Genomic DNA, 20,936 nt, shown 5'->3' with positions numbered 1-20,936 from the left:
TTCCCGTGGTTGTCGACGCCGTGAACTTCGAAGACATACTTCGCCAGATCTAGACCTATCCGAACGACCTGCATGATATCCTCCTTCACTGCAGTTGACGCTCGAGATTCCACCGCGGCGAGGGCGGGGTCCATACCATTGGCCCCCGACTTGCAAGGATTGGCTCTGGCAGCACGCTCGGATCGCTTGCGCTCATATGTCCGGCCTGTTTTCGGGTCTTACGACCACCGGCCAAGATGGGCTTCGCGGACAGTGAGATCCAAACACGAGAGCGGCATTTTCTGCCGGTAAACCGAGCGGAGCATTTCACTGACCGGCTTGCGCCGAACGTACCACCTCTTCCTGTCCTGCAAGTTCCGCCCCCAGCGTCAACCCTGCCGGTCTGGCGCCAAGCTCTGCATTTCGTTCAAGGCTATGTCGGCATCGGCACGACGCTGCTTGCAGGTCGGTACCGCTCGCCGCTGACCATCAGTTTCCAGGCGATCCGCGCCAGCTTATTTGTCAACGCTATGGCCACCAGCTTCGGCGGCTTGCGTGCGATGATATCTTTGAGCCAGGGCCAGGAGCGACCTTCCCGTCGGCGCATATCTGCGATCACAGCTGTCGCGCCTGCCACCAAGACGGTTCGCAACATTCCGTCGCCGGCGCGCGTAATCACGCCGAGGCGGTTCTTTCCAGCCGTCGAGTGATTCTTTGGTGTCAGGCCAAGCCAGGCAGCGAAGTTTCTTGCCGACTTGAACCCGCGTGCATCCACGACCTTGATTGACAGCAGCGTCGCGCCGATCGGACCAACACCCGGAATAGCCGCCAGTCGCCGGCTCATCTCGTTACTACGGTGGAGTTGCATGAGCTTTTTGTCGAGCTTGGCGATCTGGTCGTGGACGCGCGCCAGCTCTATTGCCAAAGCTTCCACCAGCTCCTTCGCCAAGTTGGGACTGTCGCGTCATCCCGAATGTCGATCAGCAATTGCTGAAGCCGGGAAAGCCCCTTGGGCGCAGTAAAGCCGAATTCCGCGGCGTAGCCTCGGATCGAATTGGCGAGCTGGGTCCGCCTGCCGATGAACTGGTTGCGCACACGCGCGAGCATCTGCGCGCCCTGCTGCTCGGGGCTTTTGATAGGCACAAAGTTCTTGCGCAATTTTGGCCGGCTTGCCGCTTCGCAAATCGCCTCGGCGTCTGCAGCGTCCGATTTTCCGCGCTGAACATACGGTTTGACATATTGCGGCGGAATCATCACCACCTGGTGCCCAAGCGATTGAAGCTCCCGCGCCCAATAGTGCGATGCCCCGCAAGCCTCCAGCGCGACAAGCGCAGGCGGCAAACGACGGAAGAATTCCAAAACCTGCCCGCGCCTCAACTTACGCCGTAAAACCGGCTGCTCGGTGCCATCAACGCCATGCAACTGAAAAACACTCTTTGACGTATCCAAACCGATGCGAACAATCGTTTCCACGGGCGGCTCCTTCGTTGAGGTCAGCGACGACCTCATCTTGCCACGCAGTTTGGCGGAAGGGGGCCGTCCACCCCAACACGAGAGCCCGGTGCGGCGACAGCCGCACGCGCAAAACGGACAGGGATCACCCACCTGAGCTCGGACGTCTGAAGTATCGGAAAACGGTTTCTTCAGTTCATTCCTGCCACCCTAGCACTTGGCCGCGCGGAATATTCGGCCGTCGAAAAACCAGGAGATCCCACGATCCCGAATCCCAGTCCTGTGTTAGCGATGGGGAACGTCTGGGGACTAAACGATTCGTCTCAGCGTGGGAGAACCTTTCAATGCTGATGACCAAGCAGAGACGGCCGGCGATCCGCACCCTGCGCGGTTGGGCGATCAACGTGCTGAATGAAGCCGGCGCCATCCGCGAGTGTGAGGAGCACGGTTGGATGCAGGACCGCGCCGATCCGCATGCGCGAGAGCGGGCCTTCGACATCGCCCGTCGAGATCCGCCAGCAGGCGCATCCCGTCAAGCAGCGTCTGCAAATATTCTCTATATTTCAGTACGTTAGGTCCAGCTATTGTGGAAGTGCGTATTTGTAGGTTGCGCCATACACCTCGTTCGCACCAATGATGCTTAACGCGAATGATCGACAGCACCCCGCAGCAGGCGATCGTGGCGATTCGCTCCGCTGAACAGATCAGCGCCCCATTCCCATCAGCATGTCGTCGACCTTCTCGAACATTACATTCTCAGGCGGATCTCCGGCATCAGCTCCTTCCAACATGGCGCAAAGTTCGGCCATGCTGATCACAAGGATCAGCTTTTGATCTTCGCGCAATGCTTGCTCGGCGGCGATCCTCGCCTGAGCCGAGGCCCCTTCGCGGGCGAGGATGATCGCTACCGTTCGAAGCCCGCCTCTGAAGAGATATTTCTTTGTCAGCTCGATCTCGTTCTGACCGACCGGTGCCTCATAGTTCTTGGCGTCGAAGACGACGTAGCGTGTCGAAAAATCGGAAGCGATCATTGACCAAAAGGAGTTCCCCTCCGACCTAATGCGGCAGATCAGATCCATACGATGCAGGCCTTCTCCACTGCGCTTCTGGGACGTGGACCGATGCAATTCCCGACCGAATAGGAACTTTACCGCATCTGCGCATGTGCGTTCGAACGCCTGCCACCCATGCGTACCAGCAAGCGTCGCCCGCAAAATGCCGGCGATCGCCGTACCCTTCGCGAGAACTTGAGTTTCGGCCCGCGGTGCAATCGAACGCGTGTCCATTGCTGTGTCGCCGGCAAGTTCGTCGAGCTGCTCGGCAAGCGTTTTATCCTCGCCGGCGAGCTCGCGAAGGTGCTGCAGAGTCCAGATGTCGATGGCTCCCGCTACCCGCGATCGCGTCGCAGCAAGGGTTTGGTCATTGACGTCGAACGAGAGGATGATTATCCCTCGCTGATAACGTCCTTGCGCCAGTATCTCCTGCATGTGGGCTACGGCTTCCCGCAGCCGCCGTTGCCATTCGCTCTGCCAGCGGTACATCTTGAACTCGACGGCGAGCGGCTCGCTCTCACCCGCCGGTGTAAAGGCTAGGTCTGGTACAAGCCGGAGCTCGTTCCATCTTTCCTCATCGTCGGGCGCCTCGTCCGGTCGCATGACGTAGGCCGCACCGACTTTATCTTGACTCAGAATTCGCCTGATCAGCTCGTGCCAATCCTGCGTCAGCCCCATGATCTCGATCTGGAGGTCCTTCATCGAACCCATGCGTCGTCACTTTCCACGCCAATGCCCGCTTTGGGCGGCAGTTGTAGCCGCGTAAACCAATGACAGGCTTTAAGCCTTGCGAAAAGATGGTCTCAACGGCCGATTTCAAGGATAGCCGCCGTCGCATTTAAGTTGAATGAGCGGCCAAACACAGCGTTAGCCCAAAACTGGACGTGCAGGTTTCCGCCGGGACTCCCCGCCTCAGAAAGCCCTTCAATACCCCACCCGGCTGAGAAGAGCGATTTCCAAGGAAATTTCGCTTGATCACAATATTCATCTGCCATCCTCCGCCACTTTAGCTTCGCTGGTGCAATGATTTGTAGAACTGCCGCGGCGCACCAGGACTCGGCTCATATCTGAAGCACTCACAGTACTGATCGATCGACTGCATCACGCCCAGAAGCGATGGACCCGAAAAACTGAGCGTTTGCCCCGTCCCCCAGTGACTGAGGAAATTACCAACGATGGTTGCCATGTTGGCATTCAGCCCGGCGATTTGAGTAGCATCGAGCACGAGAGAATTGGCAGCTTGATGCAGTTTGACGGCCGCCTCGATAGCCTGCAGAAATTCATGCGCAAGCTGTTTGTTGTCGTTGAACGCAACGTCGACAGGCACCGGGATGCGCAGGCGGCTGATGAGATCGCTAAGGCGGTATTCCAGATATTGCCGCACGCCTTCTTTGGCAAAATCCACCTGCCCTGCCTGCAGCATCGAGATCGTCTGATCGCGCACCTTGTTGACGGCGCCGGCCTGCGGCAGAACCGCGATTTGCGGAACGCCTTCGAGCCGCTGATGCCACCAGGTCCCTGTATTGCTGTGCTTGTTGAACAGCTTCTCCAGCATGGTGTCGTGGCTTAGCAGGATGACCTGCAGGCCGGATGGGTTCGCCGGACGGGCGAAAGACGTCCTGAGCAGCTCAACGAGGAAATTCTGATGACCCGCATCAAAGCTTGAGGTCACGTCGTCAAGCACGATGAACTTCGGAAGCCCGCCATAAAGAGAGGCGGCCGCGAGATAGAGAGAAATCGCGAACGCGTTGCGGAAGCTCTCCGAAAGCAACGCCTGCGGCGAAAGATTCTGCAGCCCGTGGAAGTCCGCGAGCGCGATTTGAAGGTCCTCGCTGTTGGCGCGTTTAGCCACCGTCGGAACGACACCGAAGAACGAGAGCTTGTCGAAGTACGCCCTGAAAACCGGCTCGACGGCGGCCAACCGCGCCTTGCTGAGAGCGCCTTCCGCGACGCCGAAGCAATCGGAAGCAGAATCAAGAAAGCGCTTCACCTGCGTGACCAACGCCTCCCGCCCTTGCTCGAGCCCCGCGGCTTTTTCAGCCTCGGCAAGCTTGTTCCAATTGGCCTGGAGGCGGCGAGCCGCCTCGACTTTGCGCGTGACCTCGACGGAGGACGGCGGCAGTTCCTTCTCAAGATCGGCTTGTTCGGCAGCCAGGCTCTGCTCTTTCTGGTCGGCCCGTGAGCGCAACGTTTTCAGCCACTCCGTGAGGCTCTCCGCGTCGTTAGATGTGATATCGCCTTTTTCCGCGCGCGCCTTCAGCTTCGCAATCAGCCGATTATCGGCGCGCTCCTCCAACTTAGATTCAAGATCGCCAAGATCGGACCAGCCGGCTTCGCCCCATTCTTTTGCAATCGCCGTTCCTGCCTGCTCCAATGCATCGAATTGGGAAAGCTTGGAAGCGATATGCGCCTTCAGATCGTGCGAGCCCTTCTGATCGCAAAGCGGGCACAGCGTGGGATCACTCCATTCCGGCAAGCCAAGCGCCTTTTGCCCGGCCTGAAACAGGGTCAGCATGACGTCGCCTGCGGTTTCAGCGAGCGCCTGATCGCGTGCCATTGCCAGGGCCACAAGCACTGCCGCACGCTCGGGTTTCGGAGCTTCGACATTGAGCTTCTTTAGATCCGCCCGCTCGCGAATGCATTCGCTCAGGCGGTCCCGCTTAGGCCCTCCCTCGGCCGCCTTCACCGCCTCAATGCAGGCGTTAATGTCAATGTCGTGAAAAGCTTTGTTCTCGCAGAGCGGCTTCAGAGGACCGATCTGCTCCAGAGCATGGTGACACTTCGCCTGTGCGGCCGCTCCATTGAGGGCTGCCAAAGGCTGCCCTACCAACACTGCATAGTCGGCCGCAATGGCGGCGCGCGCATCGGCCGCTGCCTTCTCCTCGCGGCCGCGAAGCTGCGCATGTTCTGCTACCGCGAAATGGTTGTTAAAGGCCCGCGTGTTCGCGACAGCCGCAAGTGACTGGCGCATTACACTGTATTGGGCGAGACCAAGCAGACCCGAGAACGTCCGGCCCCGATCCAGGGGTTTTGCTGAAATGAAGCTTTGAAACGTGTGCCCGTCCAGAAGAACAAATTCGCGATTGAGCGATCGCAGAATGCCTTCGGCATCTGCCGCCGGCGCCGACGAGACGGTGCGATTACCTTGCGCGTCCCGCTTCACCGTGATGGCTACTTGCTGGCCGCCCGGCTCGGCGATCAGCTTGAGCGTGATCGTCGCCAACCCGGATGAGTTGAATTTGTTCAGATAGTAGTCGGGGCCCCGTTCGCTTGCGGGCAAGTCTTCAAGCCACGCTACCGCACCGCATATCGCATATCGGACCGCATCGTAGACAGAGCTCTTGCCCACCCCGTTTACCGCCGAGATGCTATTGACCTTGTCGGTATGAAACTTCAGCTCGAGCGGCTTGCCTTGATTGTTAATGCCGCGAAAGCCTTCGATCGAAAGTCCTTCAAGCAACCAGCCGGTTGCGGACGGCAAAGCAGCGGCCGGTGCCGCCCCTTGGCCGCTAGCGGCGCCTGAAACCGGGTTCGCGGTTTGCGGCTGCGATGGCTTTCCGGCAGCGGCGAACAAGCCGTTCAGAATGTCCTGCTGGCTGTATGTGCCCTGCGACAACGCTTTGAAGTGGGACTGCAGTTCTCCGGCAAGCGCGGCGTCCTCCTGAGCCATGTGCCCGAAGAACGCCGCGATGTTCGCTTCAAATACCCCGTGCTCGGTAAACTCGAATTTTTTTCCGCTTGGGGCCATGCCCTTCTCCCAAAATTTCTTGTCAATATTGGCTGCCGCTTTGCGGCTCAGTCTTCATCTCTGACCGCAATCTGCGGGCGTCGTTGACACAACTGTCGACGACTGTTTTTTTAACTGGAAGGAGGTCCGCCCACGTTCTACTGGAATGACTACCCCGGTAAAAAAAACCGCATCTGCTGTCAGCCCCGCAAGCGGTCGGCGAAACGCTTGAGATCCACGCGGTCCTCGTCCATCAGGAAGAAGCCCCGGGCCGGGTAATCGTTGGTCCCTCCCCCCAACACGCGCCGCTCGTTGATCTGGGAGATCATATAGGCAAAGGCCGGATTGAAGCGGCGCAGCGGCCATCCGGTCGCTGCGTGCAATTCTTCGACGCCGACCATGTCGCTTTTCGTTAGCGCGAGATCAACGATTACGACCACATCCGATGCCGGGTCGGTCTTCACGGCATGCGGATCGAAAGTGATGAACAGCTCGGCCGTAGTGCGCATGCGTGGAATCCGCTTTAAAATCACCGCGCTCCTCCGCAGATAACCGTCCTTGGCAAGCTCCGCCACCGCGAACGCCAAATCGTCGATGGTCGAGTCCGGAAAAGCCGTCCTCAGATCTTCTTCGGCGATGAAATCATCGAAACCTTTCTTGGAGCGTTCCGACACCCACAATCCGATGCTGACCGCGAGCTTGCCCAGCTGGCCGACCGTCAATGCGGCCGGCTCCTTTGCTTGCGGCGCTACGATCGGCCTGGCAGGCAGCGACCCATGGCCCGGCGGCGACACGCCGTTCGCGAGCCACGCATCGATATGGTCGATCATCGTCTTGCAGATATCCGCGAACTGGAGAATGTCCTCGCCAACCAAGGGCACCGTCTCGCCGAGGCGCGCATCCGTCGCGTGCTCCGCGAAAGCCGCATCGGCGACACCCAGATTATGCCCGATCACATGGCGCTTTTGAATATTGAGCGTCAGCACCGCGAGCGCGTCGGCGCTCAATGCCCCGAACGGATCGAAATCGAATTCGGAAAAGCGCTTTCGGCCCCTCTCGATATTCTGAAAGGCATTTCCCGGTGGCTTTACCTCGGGCGCGTCGGCGGGCCGCGTGGTGAGCTTGTAAAGGTAGACCGTCTTGAGCGTCGCCTCGAAAGCCGTGAGCACATCTTCATGCGCATTGCCGAGCAGCCGGTAGGCAAGCTCGTCCGCGCCTGCGTCCAGCTTGCCGGCAAGTTCCACCTGCTCCCGCACGAGCGTCGCCTCGCGCGCGAAGTGCAGATGAATGTTGGGCGCGCCGCAATCCGGACAGAACAGCGAGATTGCGAAGACGCCGTAGTCGCGCCCGCATTCGTCGCAGATCAAATCGCGCAGCAAATCGCGTCGAGCAAAACGGGGCCGGGGCTTGGGATGCGGTTTCGGACCCGGTTTGATCTTGACAAACTTACTGCCCGCGAACTTGCGTCCTAAATCGGCGAACATGCCGTGAAAGACTTCAGCGACGTCGGCCGCGGCGGCATGCGCAACGACTTCCTTCGCGGCCGCAATATCGTCAGGGTGCGTGAAGGCACCGTCTTCGGCCTTTACGCCGCTGTAAGGGCAGATAGTCCCCGGCGTGCCCGGCGCATGGGTCATGCGCGGCGTGGGCGCCTCCGGCAGGGTAACGCCTTCCACGCGGCCGCCGAGCAGGAAATGCCGCGGATGCGCGTTTTCGTTGGGCGAATAGCGATAGACCCGACCATCCGGCGTTCTAGGTAAGGGTATAGCGAGTTGCATGTCGCTGCCGGCCCCGCTGCTCCTGTAGCTTTCAAGATTCCTGAAACGCATCGCCGTCACATCCGCACAGGCCTGGGTTGAGTCGATCCACAACCGCCAGTATATCACGCGGCTTCCGGTCCATCGATATTCGTGTATTCTTTTCCCTTCTCAATTTACGCGCGCCGGTATTGCCGACCGGGCTCTACTCGCCTGCGCTCTCCAGGCTACCCGTTGCGTCTCGGGGCTGCCCTCGATTCCCCTGTCGGCGGCGCTATGCCGACACTCTTGCGAGTGCCATTTCATCGGACCGCTCATTGCGGGCGCTGCAAAGGAGCATGGTACCTCAGCGCTCAAGGAGTTCGCGAGGGTTGGGTTGGAAAGTCCACGCCGGAAACCATAAGGCGGACGTCATCGCCGTCCACGAAAATGAAATCCGCCGCGTTGGAAATAAACCCGTGAGGATCACGCGCGCCCCGCACCCTGCCGTGCGCCGTGTTGAAGGTCACGTCTTCGTTGACGAGATACCCGTAGCGCAGGAAGCCAGCTCCGTAGAGCCCATCGGAGCCTTTTGGGTATCGAGCGAACCGGACCTTGTTGTAATCAGGTTTAAGCATGCTCACGAATGCTTTTTCGGCGTCCGCTACAACCTGCTTTCGGTCAAGATTATCCTCGAAGTCGCTATCCTGAAAATCGTGTTCTGGCTCGAAGGTTTGCATAACGAGCGACTCGGTCCGGAACAAAAACAAATACGTCTCGTCAGAGACACGCGCGCCGGGAAATCGTTGAGGCTCATTGGCCAAAATCGCTGTTCGCGCATGATGACCCTTGTCGATCAGTCGATCGAAACTATCCCCTGTTTTGGCAATACCAACGTAGAGAAGATCGTACACCGCAAGCTCAGCGTGCCGGTCAAGCCCCTCGATTCCAGGCCACTCATGCGCGCGGCTCCAAAGCAACTTCTCGGTGGTGAACCATTCCAGCACTTCCGAGCCGTTCTGCTTTACGGGGCCATCCCAGAAACGGACGAATTTAGGGCCAAGCTCGATATATAACGTATCGGGGTCGGCCTCCTCGATACCGGGCAGGTCTTTGATGCGCAGCAACACGTGATCGGAAGGGCCACCCTCGACCGAGACGTCAAAACTCAAGGTGGCCTCTTCGTCGTCTTTCTGGAAATCGCTGAGCTTGATCTCCGGTCGGCCGCCAATGATATAGAAGTCACTCTGCCGCAGTATTTCCTCAACTTCCGGGACGTCCCTGAACCACACAGCTTCCTGGTTGGAGACCGGCGGAAATACCAGCTCAAGCTTCGAGATTTTTGCGCGTGTCACTGTGGGTTCTGACATAGAGGGAAATTAGCACTTCGGCATCAAGGATTGAACAAGCGAATTCAGATGCTTTCATTACTTTGGCATTCAGCTCGGGGATGCTAAGAAGCGAAGGCGCCGAGGTCCGGTGACGATCCCTCTCGCAAGGGAATATCGAGCCGCTCGTTTCGCGGCTGCAGTCGGTCCCGCGCCCCCACTCCGGGCGGCGCTATGCTGACGCTCCTACGGGTGCCATTTCACCGGCCCAGCGCTTACGCCTTCCGGCGCGTAATCCGCAGGCCTTTTCATGACCGCCTGTCGCGGTCGCTGCCCCCGTCGGCGCGCCGCCAAAAACAATCTGCTCTCCGTGGCTCGGCTTCGCCTGCGCCCGCGCCAAACTCCGCAGATTCTTCTTGCGGCTTGCACACCTCGCTCTCGGCGAGGGCCAAGGCTGCAACACCCGATGCGACCCTGACCAACAAGGAGGAGACGGTAGCGACATCGAATCCTATTGCCGGTCTTTGCGCGACTGATCGCAGGAACGCTATGCCACGTTTTTCAGGGGATCATCGTGATGCTCAAGCACGGCTGTCGACACATTCCCGCCGAACGCAGTGCGGGCCACGTCAATCAGGTGTTGATGGTGGGTAAAGAACAGCACCTGCGTTTTTTCCGAGAGCTCGCGCAGTACTTTGAACCCGGCAGCAGCGCGCTCATCGTCATAATTGATAAACAGATCATCAGCGATGAACGGAGCTGACCCGGCATGGGCGAGATACTCTTCGACGGCGGCGACGCGAAGGGCCAAGAACAACTGATCGGCCGTGCCCTCACTGAGGCCGGAAACCCCCACTACGCTCCCGTCGCGCCGAACACCTGCGAGATGAGGAACGTCTTTCTCATCGTACTCGAGCGCGAGCCTCTCAAAGGATCCGCCGGTCAGGATAGAAAACAGCTCCCCCGCACGCTTAAGCAGCGGCGCCTGCTTTTCTCGGCGGAAGCGTTCGATCGCCCATTGCAGGATGAGCGATGCCGAGCGCACACGGGCATATTGGCTGGCGGCGTCTCTCATATCCGCGAGCGCTGCCTGACGGTCGGACGCGGCCTTTGCAGCGGCAGCGTCGCCGCCAAGTGCTTCGAAAACGCGCGCCGCGTCGTTGCGCTGCTGGATGGCCTCAAGCTGGCGCTGTCTTTGATCCTTCAGGGATTGCGTTAGCGTCTGTTCGCGAGCCGCCGCCTGATCCAGGTCGCTGTTGCGGCACTCCTCTGCAAGAGCGTCAATGCCAAGACCATCACCGTCCGCTTCGAGCGTCATATGAAGGCTTGCTTGTTCATCCTTAAGCCCGCGCAGCAAATCGGATCGCCTTATGGCTGCGCGCAACGCATCGAGCGTCACGCAAGCCGCCTGTTGCAGCTTCAGGATAATTTCCTGCGCCGCTTCTCTCGACTTGTCGCGTTCCTCTAATTTCTTTTGAAGGCGGTGGATGGCCGCTTTCTTCTCACCGAGCGTTGCCTGGCTTTGCTTCGCGTCATCCAGCCGCGCCTGCATTTTGATGACAACGTCGTCAGCATCTGCGCCTGCCAAATCCGTTGCTACGGACCCGGCGAGTCTCGCTACCTCGCTTTCAAATGCTGTAACATCCCGCTCGATCTTGCCGATACGCTCATGCTGCAGGTCGGCAATTTTTGCAGCGACGTCGCGCATCTGTTCCAGAGCTTCGATCTGGCCTTGTATGGTCTCGACCGCCGCCTCGCCCGACAAGTTCAGCGCGACCAAGGCCTCCTTCCATTCTTTTTCCCACTCGCGCTGCTCTTTCTCGGCGCTTTCGAGGGCCTTGCTCTTGCGCTCCGCGTCAGCCTTGATCTTGCGTTGCTCAAGCTCGAGCTCGGCGCGCTTTTGCGCAATCGCTTCCTGCGTCCGGATGCGCAGCTCCGCCGTCGTCAGAATGCCATTGAGCGGCAGGCTTTCTGCGGCGGCGGCAACCGCAGGATCCTGCAGTATGCCAACAAGCTGCTTCCTGGCGTCCGCAATCTCCTGCTGCAGCGATGCCGACGACCGGAGGGCAGCGTCGCGCTTGGCGATCCGGCCAAGCAACACTGTCCTTGCATCGAGCCATTCGAGCATTTCATCCGGGGTCGATGGCGTGTCCGTAACACCGGTCCACATGCCCACCCATGCAGCGGCCAGTCCAGACTGCTCCCGGGTTAGCGCTTCCAGCTCTTCTTTTTGCGCGTGCAGTCCGTCTTCCTGTTCAGTAATCTGCCGGGCCAACACCATCGCCTCGGCCGTCGATTGCGCATTCTCAAACCGCTGATCGGCAGCTCCGTCGGCATGGCCGATGCTCGCCTCAAATACGCTCAGCAGGGAACCGCCCTTCGTGAAGGCCTGTTCGTCGGTATCCGGCACGGCGACGTTCTCAATGTGCTTCCGCTTTATGATGGACCAGCCGGCATCACGAAGCTCCCGCAATTTCGTCAGCTCGCCTGCGGACACGATCCCTTCATCCGAGACAAGCCGGAGGTAAGCTTTGCGATTGTTCTCGACCATCCGGGCGGATTCACGGATTGCCGCCTCGCGGCTATGGATGCGGCGTTCCAATTCGCGGGCGGCATCACGGTGCGCTTTGACTGTTGCGTTGACCGGCGGCCGCATGGCGCGCAAACGCGCCTCATCTGCAACCGCGGGAATCATCGTCGCCATTTGCTCCTGACAGAGATCATTGGCGTCCCGCCGCTCTCTTTCGGCCGCCTGCAGACGCGCATCCAGGTCACCGAGGGCGCGGATGGATTTCACGACGCCCGCGAGCGCCGAAACATCCTGCGCGGCGCCCACCGATTCGATACGGACACGAATATCTTCTACCTTCTCAAGCGCGTCCTCGACCGCTTTCCGTGCGTTTCCCACCGCCGTGAAACGGCTGCCGCGCGCGGTCAACAACCCACGGACAACCGAGACCTTGGCGCGCACGGGAATCCGGGCGATCAAATCCTCGACTGTTGGAGCCATCCATTCCAGTTCGGTGGCCAGGCGTTTCAGCGCCTCTTCTGAAGCCGCAAGATCCGCGCGCCGCTTTGGCAGGTCCGCCCTGCCCGACGCGATCTGGATGCGGCGTTCGTAAAGCCGCTCTATTTCCGGTCCGTGCTGAAGGAGATTGTCATCGATAACCAGGCCATCGCACTCCACGCCGATGGCCGCGATCTGTTCGCCAAACGCGCTGATGCGCACTTCTGCGGCGGCGTTATCGGAGGCCGCTTTCTCGAATTCGCTCGCCGCGCCGGCGGGAAGAACCGCAACACCGCCAAGCCCGGCGATGTCACGCTCGATTTCCGCCAAACGCCGCACGGCGCGATAAACGCGCCGGATGCGCGCGATTTTGGCGAGTGCAGTAACCTGACCTTCAATCTCCTTTTCAATACTGGCGCAGCGCTCGCGCGCATCATCGAAGGCCGATTTCAGTTCCTGCCATTTGCTTGCCGTCACGGTGTGCTGCCGCAAGGCGGTTTCCGCATCCTTGAGGCGGTCTTCGGCCTGGTAATATTTTCGATGCCCCGCTTTGCGGCTGGCCCACAGCCCTTCGGCCTCTTCCTGCATCGCTGCAAGGCGGCCGCGAAGTCCCGACACGCCTGCCCCGGCCGCGAACAAGGTGGCGCCGACATCGTCCTTGGCCTGGATAATGTCACGCCCGCCGACGCGCAGGCGCTCATGATCGAGACAGAACATCCTGCAATAAAAGGCGCGATCAATCCCTCCGAGCAGCGGCCCAAGCGTCCCGTCGCCTGTGCTCAAGGGCAGATCGTCCCATCCCAGGATGGTATCTTTATTGCCCTTGCGACGCCGGATGGCGAGCGTATTCGCATCGTGCTCCAACGTCGCACCGATCCGAAGTGCAGCGTTTTCATGAAGAAAGTTGCGAGGAGACTGACCGGGGATTCCGAACAGCAAATCTTCAATCGCCGACATTGTCGTCGATTTCCCAGCCTCGTTCTCACCGTACACGATATGAAAATCCGGCCCGCCTGACGGAAAAGCGAGCGTCCGGTCGGTGAAATTGCCGTAGCGAATGAGATCAAGAGAACGCAAACGCATTGTTCAGCGCCTCCCTGCACTCAGGCGTGCGTTTAGATACGCGCCGGCCTGATCGATCACCACGGCAAAATCCTTGTTGATGGCGGCCAGCAGAAGCGTATCGTCCACATCGAGCGCAGCGTCATGCGGAAGCTTGCGGATGAGTTCGCCCAGTTCATTCGCTATCTGAGCCTGCAATTCAGAATCGCCGGCTGCCTGCGACAGCAAGACGTTCAGATCATTGAGAGCTTCCTGATCCATCGCTCCCGACATTGTCGATGCTGGCTGCGTCACATTCGTCACGCTCGCGATCCACGCAATCTCTTCGCCGAGCGCCAGGGAAGCGGCCCGCGCCTCGGCCAGCAGCTGGGTCTCTGACGCCAGCAACTCGCCATGGAGAGCGCTCGCACCCGTCAACTGGATGCGGCATGCCAGCAGCCGCCCCTCTGCGTTTCTCGTGGCTGCATCAATCTTGTATTTGATTTCATCGACGACGTCGCCAAACTGCGCGCACGCGCCGACCGGCACATCGATCTGCGCCCAGCGCACGACGTCGGTGTGAAGCGTTTCAATGCTTTGCAGAACACCGTCCTGAACGGTGCTCAGGTAAGCTGACTTTGGACCTGTTTCGCGAATATGCCGGCCCTGCAGGTTGCCGCAGAAAACGACATGAGGATTCTCGTGCAGAACGCTGGCCTGATGCACATGCGCCAACGCCCAATAATCATAGCCCTTGTTCAAGAGCTCATCGAGGCTGCACGGCGCGTAATTCTGGTGAGGTCCATTCACGCCTCCAAGCGCAGTATGCAACATGCCGATGTTGAAGCAGCCTTTGAGCGGCGGAGGATAAGCCGCCGCGAGATTGTCTGTTGTCGCCGGCACTCTGAAACTTTGGCCATGCAGCGCGACGCGGCATCCTTCCAGCTCAAACGTTTGCGGCTTCCGATAGCCGAAGACCTGCACGTTGTCCGGCAAGGTGAGCCGCCGGGTGATCTGGCTTTCGGCATCGTGATTGCCGTGGAGCACGAATACGGGGATGTTCGCTGCGCGAAGACGCCCCATCTGCCGGACGAAAAAGAGACCTGTCTGAAAATCGCGCCAGTCGCCGTCATAAAAATCACCGGCGATGATCATGAAGGCGACCTGCTCTTCAATCGCCCCGGAAACGAGATTTTCGAAGGCGGTTCTGGTTGCCGTCCGGATGCGCTCGGCGGCAGCCCCCTCCTGGCCGCTCACCCCTTTCAGAGGGCTGTCGAGGTGGATATCCCCGGTATGAATAAATTGGAAGGAACTCATCCTCGCCCCGTTCGAATCGCTAACGTGAACAAAACATGAAAATCAAGTTCTCGCAATGGGTGTGGATAACTGCGTCCTTGTCCCAGAGTTGAGGCCCATGACCGAAAAGGCGTGAGTTTCCGGTCACTTAGCTTGGGGGTCATGACCGTGGACGCACCGGCGCTCGACCGGACTCTCGTAAACGGAGCCACGCGGGTTTGAGAGGCGTGTTACCCCTGCCGTCAAGGCTAGGTCCTTTGGGTCTGTATTAGCCGGGATCGTCGAGCTTCAAGAAGCACATGACGCCGAGAAAGCGCTAATGGCTATTCCACGCTTTCATTCTCCAAGCCGTCCTTATGATCGGCATCGGTGAAACCGCACCGCTCCATGAACTGCCAAGCGTTGAACCAGCTGTACAGCTCGTTGACCTTGAGCACCGAGATATCCTCGTCGCACAAGCCTGCATTTTCATCGGCATAAAGCATGTTCAGATAGTTTGAGTACGCTTCCCGAAGAATGCCCGTGGGACGAAAGGCGAAGTTATGCGTAAGGACGACTTCGAGCGTCGAAACGACCATCGCGCTCCATACCGCGCTTTCCAACTCACATCTATAATCGTGCGTCAGGCCGTCCTTGATCGTGCGCTTTGCGAGGGCGAATAGGCGGCTGTCGAATCCCATCTCCGGTACTTCGAAGAATGCAAAGTGATGTTTTTCGTCGAGTTGCTCCAGAATGTCATTCGACTGCTCGCGGCCAGCGACCCGGAACGGGTTGATCGCGCAAATGATCAGGCTGTTGCCGTAGCCCATCGCAATCTCTTTATAACGCTTACGGACGAAACAGAAACCATGAAGCCGTTCGGCTTCCATGAGTTGCGCAGCGTAGGTGCTTAGCTGGCTTAGATGCTCGACCGTGTGGCCGTTGAGGCTGCCGCCTTCTTCGTTGCTGTCGAACCATCCCTCCATGTCATCGAAGGAAACGACAACGCAGTCCATTGACTCGTGCGACAGCAGCCGATTGGTGAGATGCTGAAAATCCTCGTCGCTGGGAATATGCAGGTGAAGCGTGAGATCGTCCAAAGAAGCAGTCGGAAACTCCGGCCGGTAGACGATCACGTTACGGTCGGCGATCAGCAAATCGTACAGGTAGGCTTGCGTCGTGATCTTGTTATCCAGCTTCGCGACCAGAACGTTCGTGATGTCCTTGCTGCCGGACAGGGCGAACATCTCGGCAATGTAATTGCTGTAAGCGAACATCTCCGAGAACGCGTTGCGTTCCGCCGTTTTATCGACCTTAAGCTCCAGAACAAACAGGCCCGGTTCATGCTGCCCCAAAAGGTCCAGCTGCATCGGTTTGGTATCGTCGGTTCGAAGATTGATTTTGCTGCCGATGAAATCGCCGTAGCGGATGGTCCGATGCAGGTGCCCGATCTTTTGCAGCGCGCGGGATTTCACGAACTTCCAAAGTTCGAAATCGGGACCGGGATACTCCGCGGGATCGATCTTTGGCGGCGTGTAATCCGCTTCATCGAGCGCCGTCTCAATCTCAGGACTGTCCTGAACGAACGTTTCAAGTCCGCCCTTGGCATACAATGCGTCGTGAACCTGCTTCTCACTAAATGTCGATGACACGTCTTGCCCGCTATCGTCTAACTTTTCGGGATGGAAACGTCGTGCGCAAACACGCCCAGCGTTTCAGGCCGCGGAAATTTCTCGCTCAAATGCTTCAAGGTTTTGATGCACAGCTCAAGCGACCACGCGACATTTTTAGTGGTAAAGGCGTCGTGGTCGTTTCGGCCTACTCCCTTGGGTTTATTGTCGAATTGAATATGCACGCGGTTGCGAAACTCGCGCAGCAGATGCAGGTCATCGTAAATCGTCGCGCCCAGACCATCGAGAAGCTTGTCGGTCTTCATGGCCTGAATGATGTTGTTAAATCGCTCGATCTCGGTCTCGCGGATTTTCTTGAGGGCTTCAGCCGGAATATTGGGCACGCCTTCCGTGGTGTAATTTTGTGCCCGATAGATGATCTGGTCGAGCGCGGCTTCAACGATCGAGCCCGCTTGAACCACCATGAGCTTGTTGAACGTATTGCCTTCGTTAGTCGAACTCAAACGACACAAAGCCTTCCCATTGACCAGAATGTTGTCGCCGACCTTGAAGTCACCGATGAAGTTGCACTTGATCGTTTCGATTTCTGCCATTGTTAGATATCCGTTCAATGGAATTGCAGCATGTTCTAGCACGGGCGCCTGCTAGCAGGTTGCATTGGGTAAGAAAATTTTGAGCAATTGTGAAAACGATTAGGAGAGCTGAGGAAGCCGTGATTGGGGGCGTCGGCTCTCGCCGACCAGGCTCTTCGCGCTGCGCTCGCCGAGCCTCGCTGTCGACACGAAGATACGGAATGCCCAAGATAACTACGCCAGATACGGGACCTGCATTGACGATGGGCAGCACGCCAAGCGACCTTTTACTACGCTAGGACAAGCCAAATTCCGCCGACGACAGAAATAGATCGACAGGCCGAAAGCGTCTCAAGCTAGATAGAATAGCGATCAGTTGAGACCTGGCCCAATGAACACTTCATTCCTTTTGATGGCGCAGTACGGAGGTAAGGCCATCATCCCCATTGAAGATGTATGTCGGGATTACTTCTCACACCTGAATCCGACCAAGCTGGTGCAGAAGATCAGCGCAGGCGAAATAGCCATCCCTCTGGTACGAATGGAAGCAAGCCAGAAATGCGCCAAAGGCATCCACCTTCTGGATTTAGCCAAATACCTTGATGCCAGAGTCGAGGTAGCCAGAAAAGAAATGGCAGCTTTGACGACCTAGGCGGCGAACCGCATCTGTCTTTTTTGGTGCCCTCAGGCGAGTTGCTTAAAACTCGCGCGCGCCTTCGCCCACGACGCACGCTAAAGGTCCGAGCTGAATGGATCGTGCAGACCGTTGCACGCGCCGATGCAGACGCATATCGCCTACTGCGGCGCGCAGGTGCGTCGCGCTACGCTATAGCCGCAGGGCAGACGCCGGCGCGCGACGACACCTTCTCGTCGAGCTCCGAGCGGTGGCAGTATTACATTTGGTACGACATGCTCGATCAAGCTGCGGCTTAAGTGCTGATGATGCTTTGCTTTTTGCGATCCCGGTCCAATCCATCATGGGACAGAACTGTGGCCCTAACGTGCCGAGTGTGAAGTGCCTACCTAAATCTCACTGACCGCACCAGTTTCGCACCAGAAACGACGTGAACAGACCACAACGAACGCAATCAAAATCAAACGAAAACGCAGCAAAATCAAAGAACCTGATCGATAGTCCGCCGCTCATAACGGTCTGGTTGCAGGTTCGAGTCCTGCCGGGCCCACCAGTGGAATTAATCATATGCGGACACTTTGAAAACGACTCGATTTCCGCTTTAAGAACGACTCGATTTCGTTTTGAGAACGACTCGATCTCAGATCTTCCTGACATAGCTGACGAATTTCGCCCCGATTTTTTCGCCGACTTTTGAGCGCGAAAAAACCGAGGGGGGTCTATTTGCGATAGCCGACCCATCTCGCGCCTTCGAAGCAGCAGTCGGCAAACGGGGCAGGCGCTCCGGCGCTCACCAAGATCGAGGTCGTCGCTTCGTGTACGCGGCGGCCTTCGCCGCCGTCACCACTTGGGAGCCCTTACACAGGGCGCACGTATCCCCGACCAGACCGGTCGTTCCACGGCCTTGGCAGTGGGGACACTCCTCCTCATCGATTGAGGAAGTATCGTAAGCTTCATACTTTGCCTGACTGACTACGCAGGAGCCCCCGCAATAAGCGCAAAAATCGCCGACAAGGCCGGTCTGACCGCGACCATTGCAATGGGGACAATCGACTTCATCAATGTCAGCCGGGTCGTACTTCTCGGCCATCTCGCGGGATACAGAGCAGGATCCTTTACAGTATCCGCAGGCATCTCCCACTAAGCCGGTTTGTCCCCGGCCGCCACAACGAGGACAATCGACTTCGTCAATTTCGGCCGGATCATAGTCTTCGGCCATTTGCCGGGAAACAACGCAAGAACCTTTGCAGTAGCCGCACAAGTCCCCTACCAATCCCGTCTGCCCTCGACCGCCGCAACGCGGACAGTTGACCTCATCGAGCTCCGCACGATCGTAGGCGTCGTGCTTGTCTTGCGTGACCACGCAGGAGCCCCCGCAATAGATGCACAGATCTCCCACCAGTCCAGTCTGGCCCCTTCCTCCGCAGTGGGGGCAATCGACCTCGTCGATTTCGATGAGGATCTCGTCAACTTCATCAACGAGACTTTTGGCTTGCGAGCGGATGTCCCTCTCAGTCGCATTTGGTTTCACCGCCGCCGCGAGAGCAGCGAGCTTTGGAGCGGCTTGGGCCAAGACCTTCTCTGGCGCGCTGCCTATCAGATCCTTCTGCGCGTCTGCCTCGGCAGCCTTGGTCAAACCCGGTATCGAGGCCAACAAACCTTTCATTTCCGCCACATAAATCGAGCGATGGGATTCGTCGGATGCTTCTCCCATCTTCTTCTCAGCGTGCTTCAAGAAGTGGATCATGGCATTCAAAAGCTGAGTGGCGTTCGCCTCGAACTTCAGAACACGACAACGCGACGTCTTCTTCAGGAGCTTCGCCGCGCGGATGACCTCAATCGTGATGTTGGATGCCAGCTTGAACCCGAGGTCGTATTTTGCGTGGTGGTTCGGACATAGGTAGATCAGGTTCGCTGGCGAGTTGTTCAGCGTGTGAGTAACAGCCTCAATATGCGCGACCTCTCCATTGTCCATAGAGCCGCATATAGCGCAGCTATGATGCGATTCATCTTTGACGTCATCACTAATCACCTTTGGGATGTGCGGACGTCCGCCCCCCTTCGGCTTGGGCCAAGGCTGCGCGAGGTATACCATATAGGCCGAAAGCTCGGCCTCGTCGAAGAGTGGCCCAGTGGGGCTCTGCAAATAGTTTAGAGTTCGGTCCTCACCCAGTTTGGGGCAGGATTTTGCGAAGTGCTCCACAGTCTCGACTCTCAGACCGAGTTGCATGGCAGCTTCGATTAAGGTCTTAAACGCCATGCGCGCTTCCTTCGCCGCAATCGGAGTAAGGTCCGTTGGCCTGATCGAGCAACGCGGTCTCTCCTTCGAAGCCCGTATCTCTGGCCGCCTTTTCGAGAAGGATTCGCGATCTGAAGTCCAGCATCCCTGCCCCCGCTCCCCAAAGAAGCTTCAGGTCAGGCTCTAGTGCAAGCAAATTCAGCAAGGATAGGTTTTAGAGGTCCACACCAAGGAATCACTCAGTGGCGGGCGAGCCTCTGAGCAGAGCGCTGAGCCATGGCGCGGTCCGAAGCTCCGTGGCGTGGTGTTTGCTCTAGCTGACGATCCGGGGACGGGAAGCTCCTGAATTTTGCGGATCAGCGGCGGCCTGGTAGGATTCCTGCCGGAAGCAGGGAAGCGATCGTGGACGCCGAGGGTGCAGCACCGGGAGCCATGGGGACCGACTGGACGGCCGAGCAAGTCGCCGTCGTGGTGGCGAACTATTTTCTGATGCTTGCGCGGGAGCGGGCGGGGGACAAGATTAACAAGGCCGACCTGTATCGGCGGCTCGCTCCAGAAGTGGGGCGCTCCGAGAAGTCGATCGAATGGAAGCTCCGCAACGTGTCGGCGGTGCTGGAGGAGTTCGGTATCGCCTGGATCCCGGGGCTGCTGCCGGCCCACAACTACCAGGACGTCTTGGTGGAGACCGTCGAGGCCCAGTTGGGCCTGCATCCGAAGGTCCTGACGGAGCTGGTGTCGGTGAAACCGCGCTTCACGTCGGCGGGAGGGCCAGTCCTGGTGCCGCCGCCGCCGTTTTTGAATTCGAACCCGCAGGATGATCAGCCGGCGCTGCGGCGCCTGATTGACAAGTACGATCCGGCGACCAGGGACGAACTCAACCGCTCACTAGGGCGCGCCGGCGAGGAGATGGTGTTCAAGTTCGAGTACGACCGGCTCTGCCAGGCCGGCCGCAAAGACCTGGCGAAGGAGATGGACTGGCCTTCCGACCGCGGCGAGGATCACCGGGGCTACGACATCAGGTCCTTCGAGCCAGACAACGGCGAGGAGCGGCTGCTCGAAATCAAGACTACCAACGGGCACGCTCGCACGCGGTTCTGGTTGTCCCGCAACCAGATTGAGACGGCGGCGCAGAGCCCGGCGGCCTACCGCATCCGGAGGGTCTTCCACTTCACGAACGGAGCGGAGATGTTCGACATCAAGCCGCCGCTTGATGTCGGCCTGTGGCTGACGCCGGACAAGTACGCGGCCGTGCCGAGGTGACCC

The 20,936-nt window shown here is 58.6% G+C and carries 12 protein-coding genes and 1 pseudogene; 3 read left to right on the top strand and 10 right to left on the bottom strand.

What is annotated here, in order from left to right; translation table 11 throughout:
* Positions 1–412: 412 nt before the first annotated feature.
* Positions 413–1,452, bottom strand: a pseudogene (locus BRAGE_RS51525) (IS110 family transposase).
* 323 nt (positions 1,453–1,775) lie between these two features.
* Between BRAGE_RS51525 and BRAGE_RS51520 the strand changes: the two are divergent.
* Positions 1,776–2,006: a hypothetical protein gene (locus tag BRAGE_RS51520; protein ID WP_035730814.1), complete on the top strand. Its 231-nt coding sequence runs from the start codon at positions 1,776–1,778 to the stop codon at positions 2,004–2,006.
* Positions 2,007–2,135: 129 nt separating this feature from the next.
* On the opposite strand, the gene BRAGE_RS51515 is transcribed toward BRAGE_RS51520, so the two are convergent.
* From BRAGE_RS51515 to BRAGE_RS0147415, 8 genes are all read right to left on the bottom strand, one after another.
* The gene (locus BRAGE_RS51515; RefSeq protein ID WP_035730812.1) at positions 2,136–3,194 is read right to left on the bottom strand and encodes a hypothetical protein; all 1,059 of its coding nucleotides are present in this window, start codon (positions 3,192–3,194) and stop codon (positions 2,136–2,138) included.
* Between the two features lie 295 nt (positions 3,195–3,489).
* The gene (locus tag BRAGE_RS0147445; protein ID WP_027562695.1) at positions 3,490–6,231 is read right to left on the bottom strand and encodes an AAA family ATPase; all 2,742 of its coding nucleotides are present in this window, start codon (positions 6,229–6,231) and stop codon (positions 3,490–3,492) included.
* 179 nt (positions 6,232–6,410) lie between these two features.
* A complete protein-coding gene (locus tag BRAGE_RS54115; protein ID WP_141263225.1) occupies positions 6,411–8,039 on the bottom strand; it encodes a hypothetical protein in 1,629 nt (542 codons plus the stop codon).
* A gap of 281 nt (positions 8,040–8,320) precedes the next feature.
* Positions 8,321–9,301, bottom strand: coding sequence for a hypothetical protein (locus BRAGE_RS0147435; protein WP_199820248.1), 981 nt, complete (start codon positions 9,299–9,301; stop codon positions 8,321–8,323).
* Positions 9,302–9,821: 520 nt separating this feature from the next.
* A complete protein-coding gene (locus tag BRAGE_RS51510) occupies positions 9,822–13,364 on the bottom strand; it encodes an ATP-binding protein (RefSeq protein ID WP_051395261.1) in 3,543 nt (1,180 codons plus the stop codon).
* Positions 13,365–13,367: 3 nt separating this feature from the next.
* Positions 13,368–14,639: a metallophosphoesterase family protein gene (locus tag BRAGE_RS0147425; protein ID WP_027562692.1), complete on the bottom strand. Its 1,272-nt coding sequence runs from the start codon at positions 14,637–14,639 to the stop codon at positions 13,368–13,370.
* A gap of 302 nt (positions 14,640–14,941) precedes the next feature.
* Positions 14,942–16,249: a hypothetical protein gene (locus BRAGE_RS51505; protein WP_063617214.1), complete on the bottom strand. Its 1,308-nt coding sequence runs from the start codon at positions 16,247–16,249 to the stop codon at positions 14,942–14,944.
* Positions 16,250–16,266: 17 nt separating this feature from the next.
* The gene (locus tag BRAGE_RS0147415) at positions 16,267–16,821 is read right to left on the bottom strand and encodes a hypothetical protein (protein ID WP_027562691.1); all 555 of its coding nucleotides are present in this window, start codon (positions 16,819–16,821) and stop codon (positions 16,267–16,269) included.
* A gap of 370 nt (positions 16,822–17,191) precedes the next feature.
* On the opposite strand from BRAGE_RS0147415, the gene BRAGE_RS0147410 reads away from it, so the two are divergent.
* A complete protein-coding gene (locus BRAGE_RS0147410) occupies positions 17,192–17,452 on the top strand; it encodes a pyocin activator PrtN family protein (protein WP_027562690.1) in 261 nt (86 codons plus the stop codon).
* Between the two features lie 772 nt (positions 17,453–18,224).
* On the opposite strand, the gene BRAGE_RS0147400 is transcribed toward BRAGE_RS0147410, so the two are convergent.
* Positions 18,225–19,694, bottom strand: a complete 1,470-nt coding sequence (locus BRAGE_RS0147400; RefSeq protein WP_027562689.1) for an HNH endonuclease — start codon at positions 19,692–19,694, stop codon at positions 18,225–18,227.
* Positions 19,695–20,075: 381 nt separating this feature from the next.
* Between BRAGE_RS0147400 and BRAGE_RS0147395 the strand changes: the two genes are divergently transcribed.
* Positions 20,076–20,933, top strand: coding sequence for a DUF3883 domain-containing protein (locus BRAGE_RS0147395; RefSeq protein WP_027562688.1), 858 nt, complete (start codon positions 20,076–20,078; stop codon positions 20,931–20,933).
* Positions 20,934–20,936 lie beyond the last annotated feature (3 nt).

Origin of the sequence: Bradyrhizobium genosp. SA-4 str. CB756 (genome assembly GCF_000473125.1) — a bacterium.
Taxonomy (GTDB): Bacteria; Pseudomonadota; Alphaproteobacteria; order Rhizobiales; family Xanthobacteraceae; genus Bradyrhizobium; species Bradyrhizobium arachidis.
The sequence above is the reverse complement of the archived record's forward strand: the minus strand, read 5'-3'. Positions and strand labels throughout refer to the sequence as shown.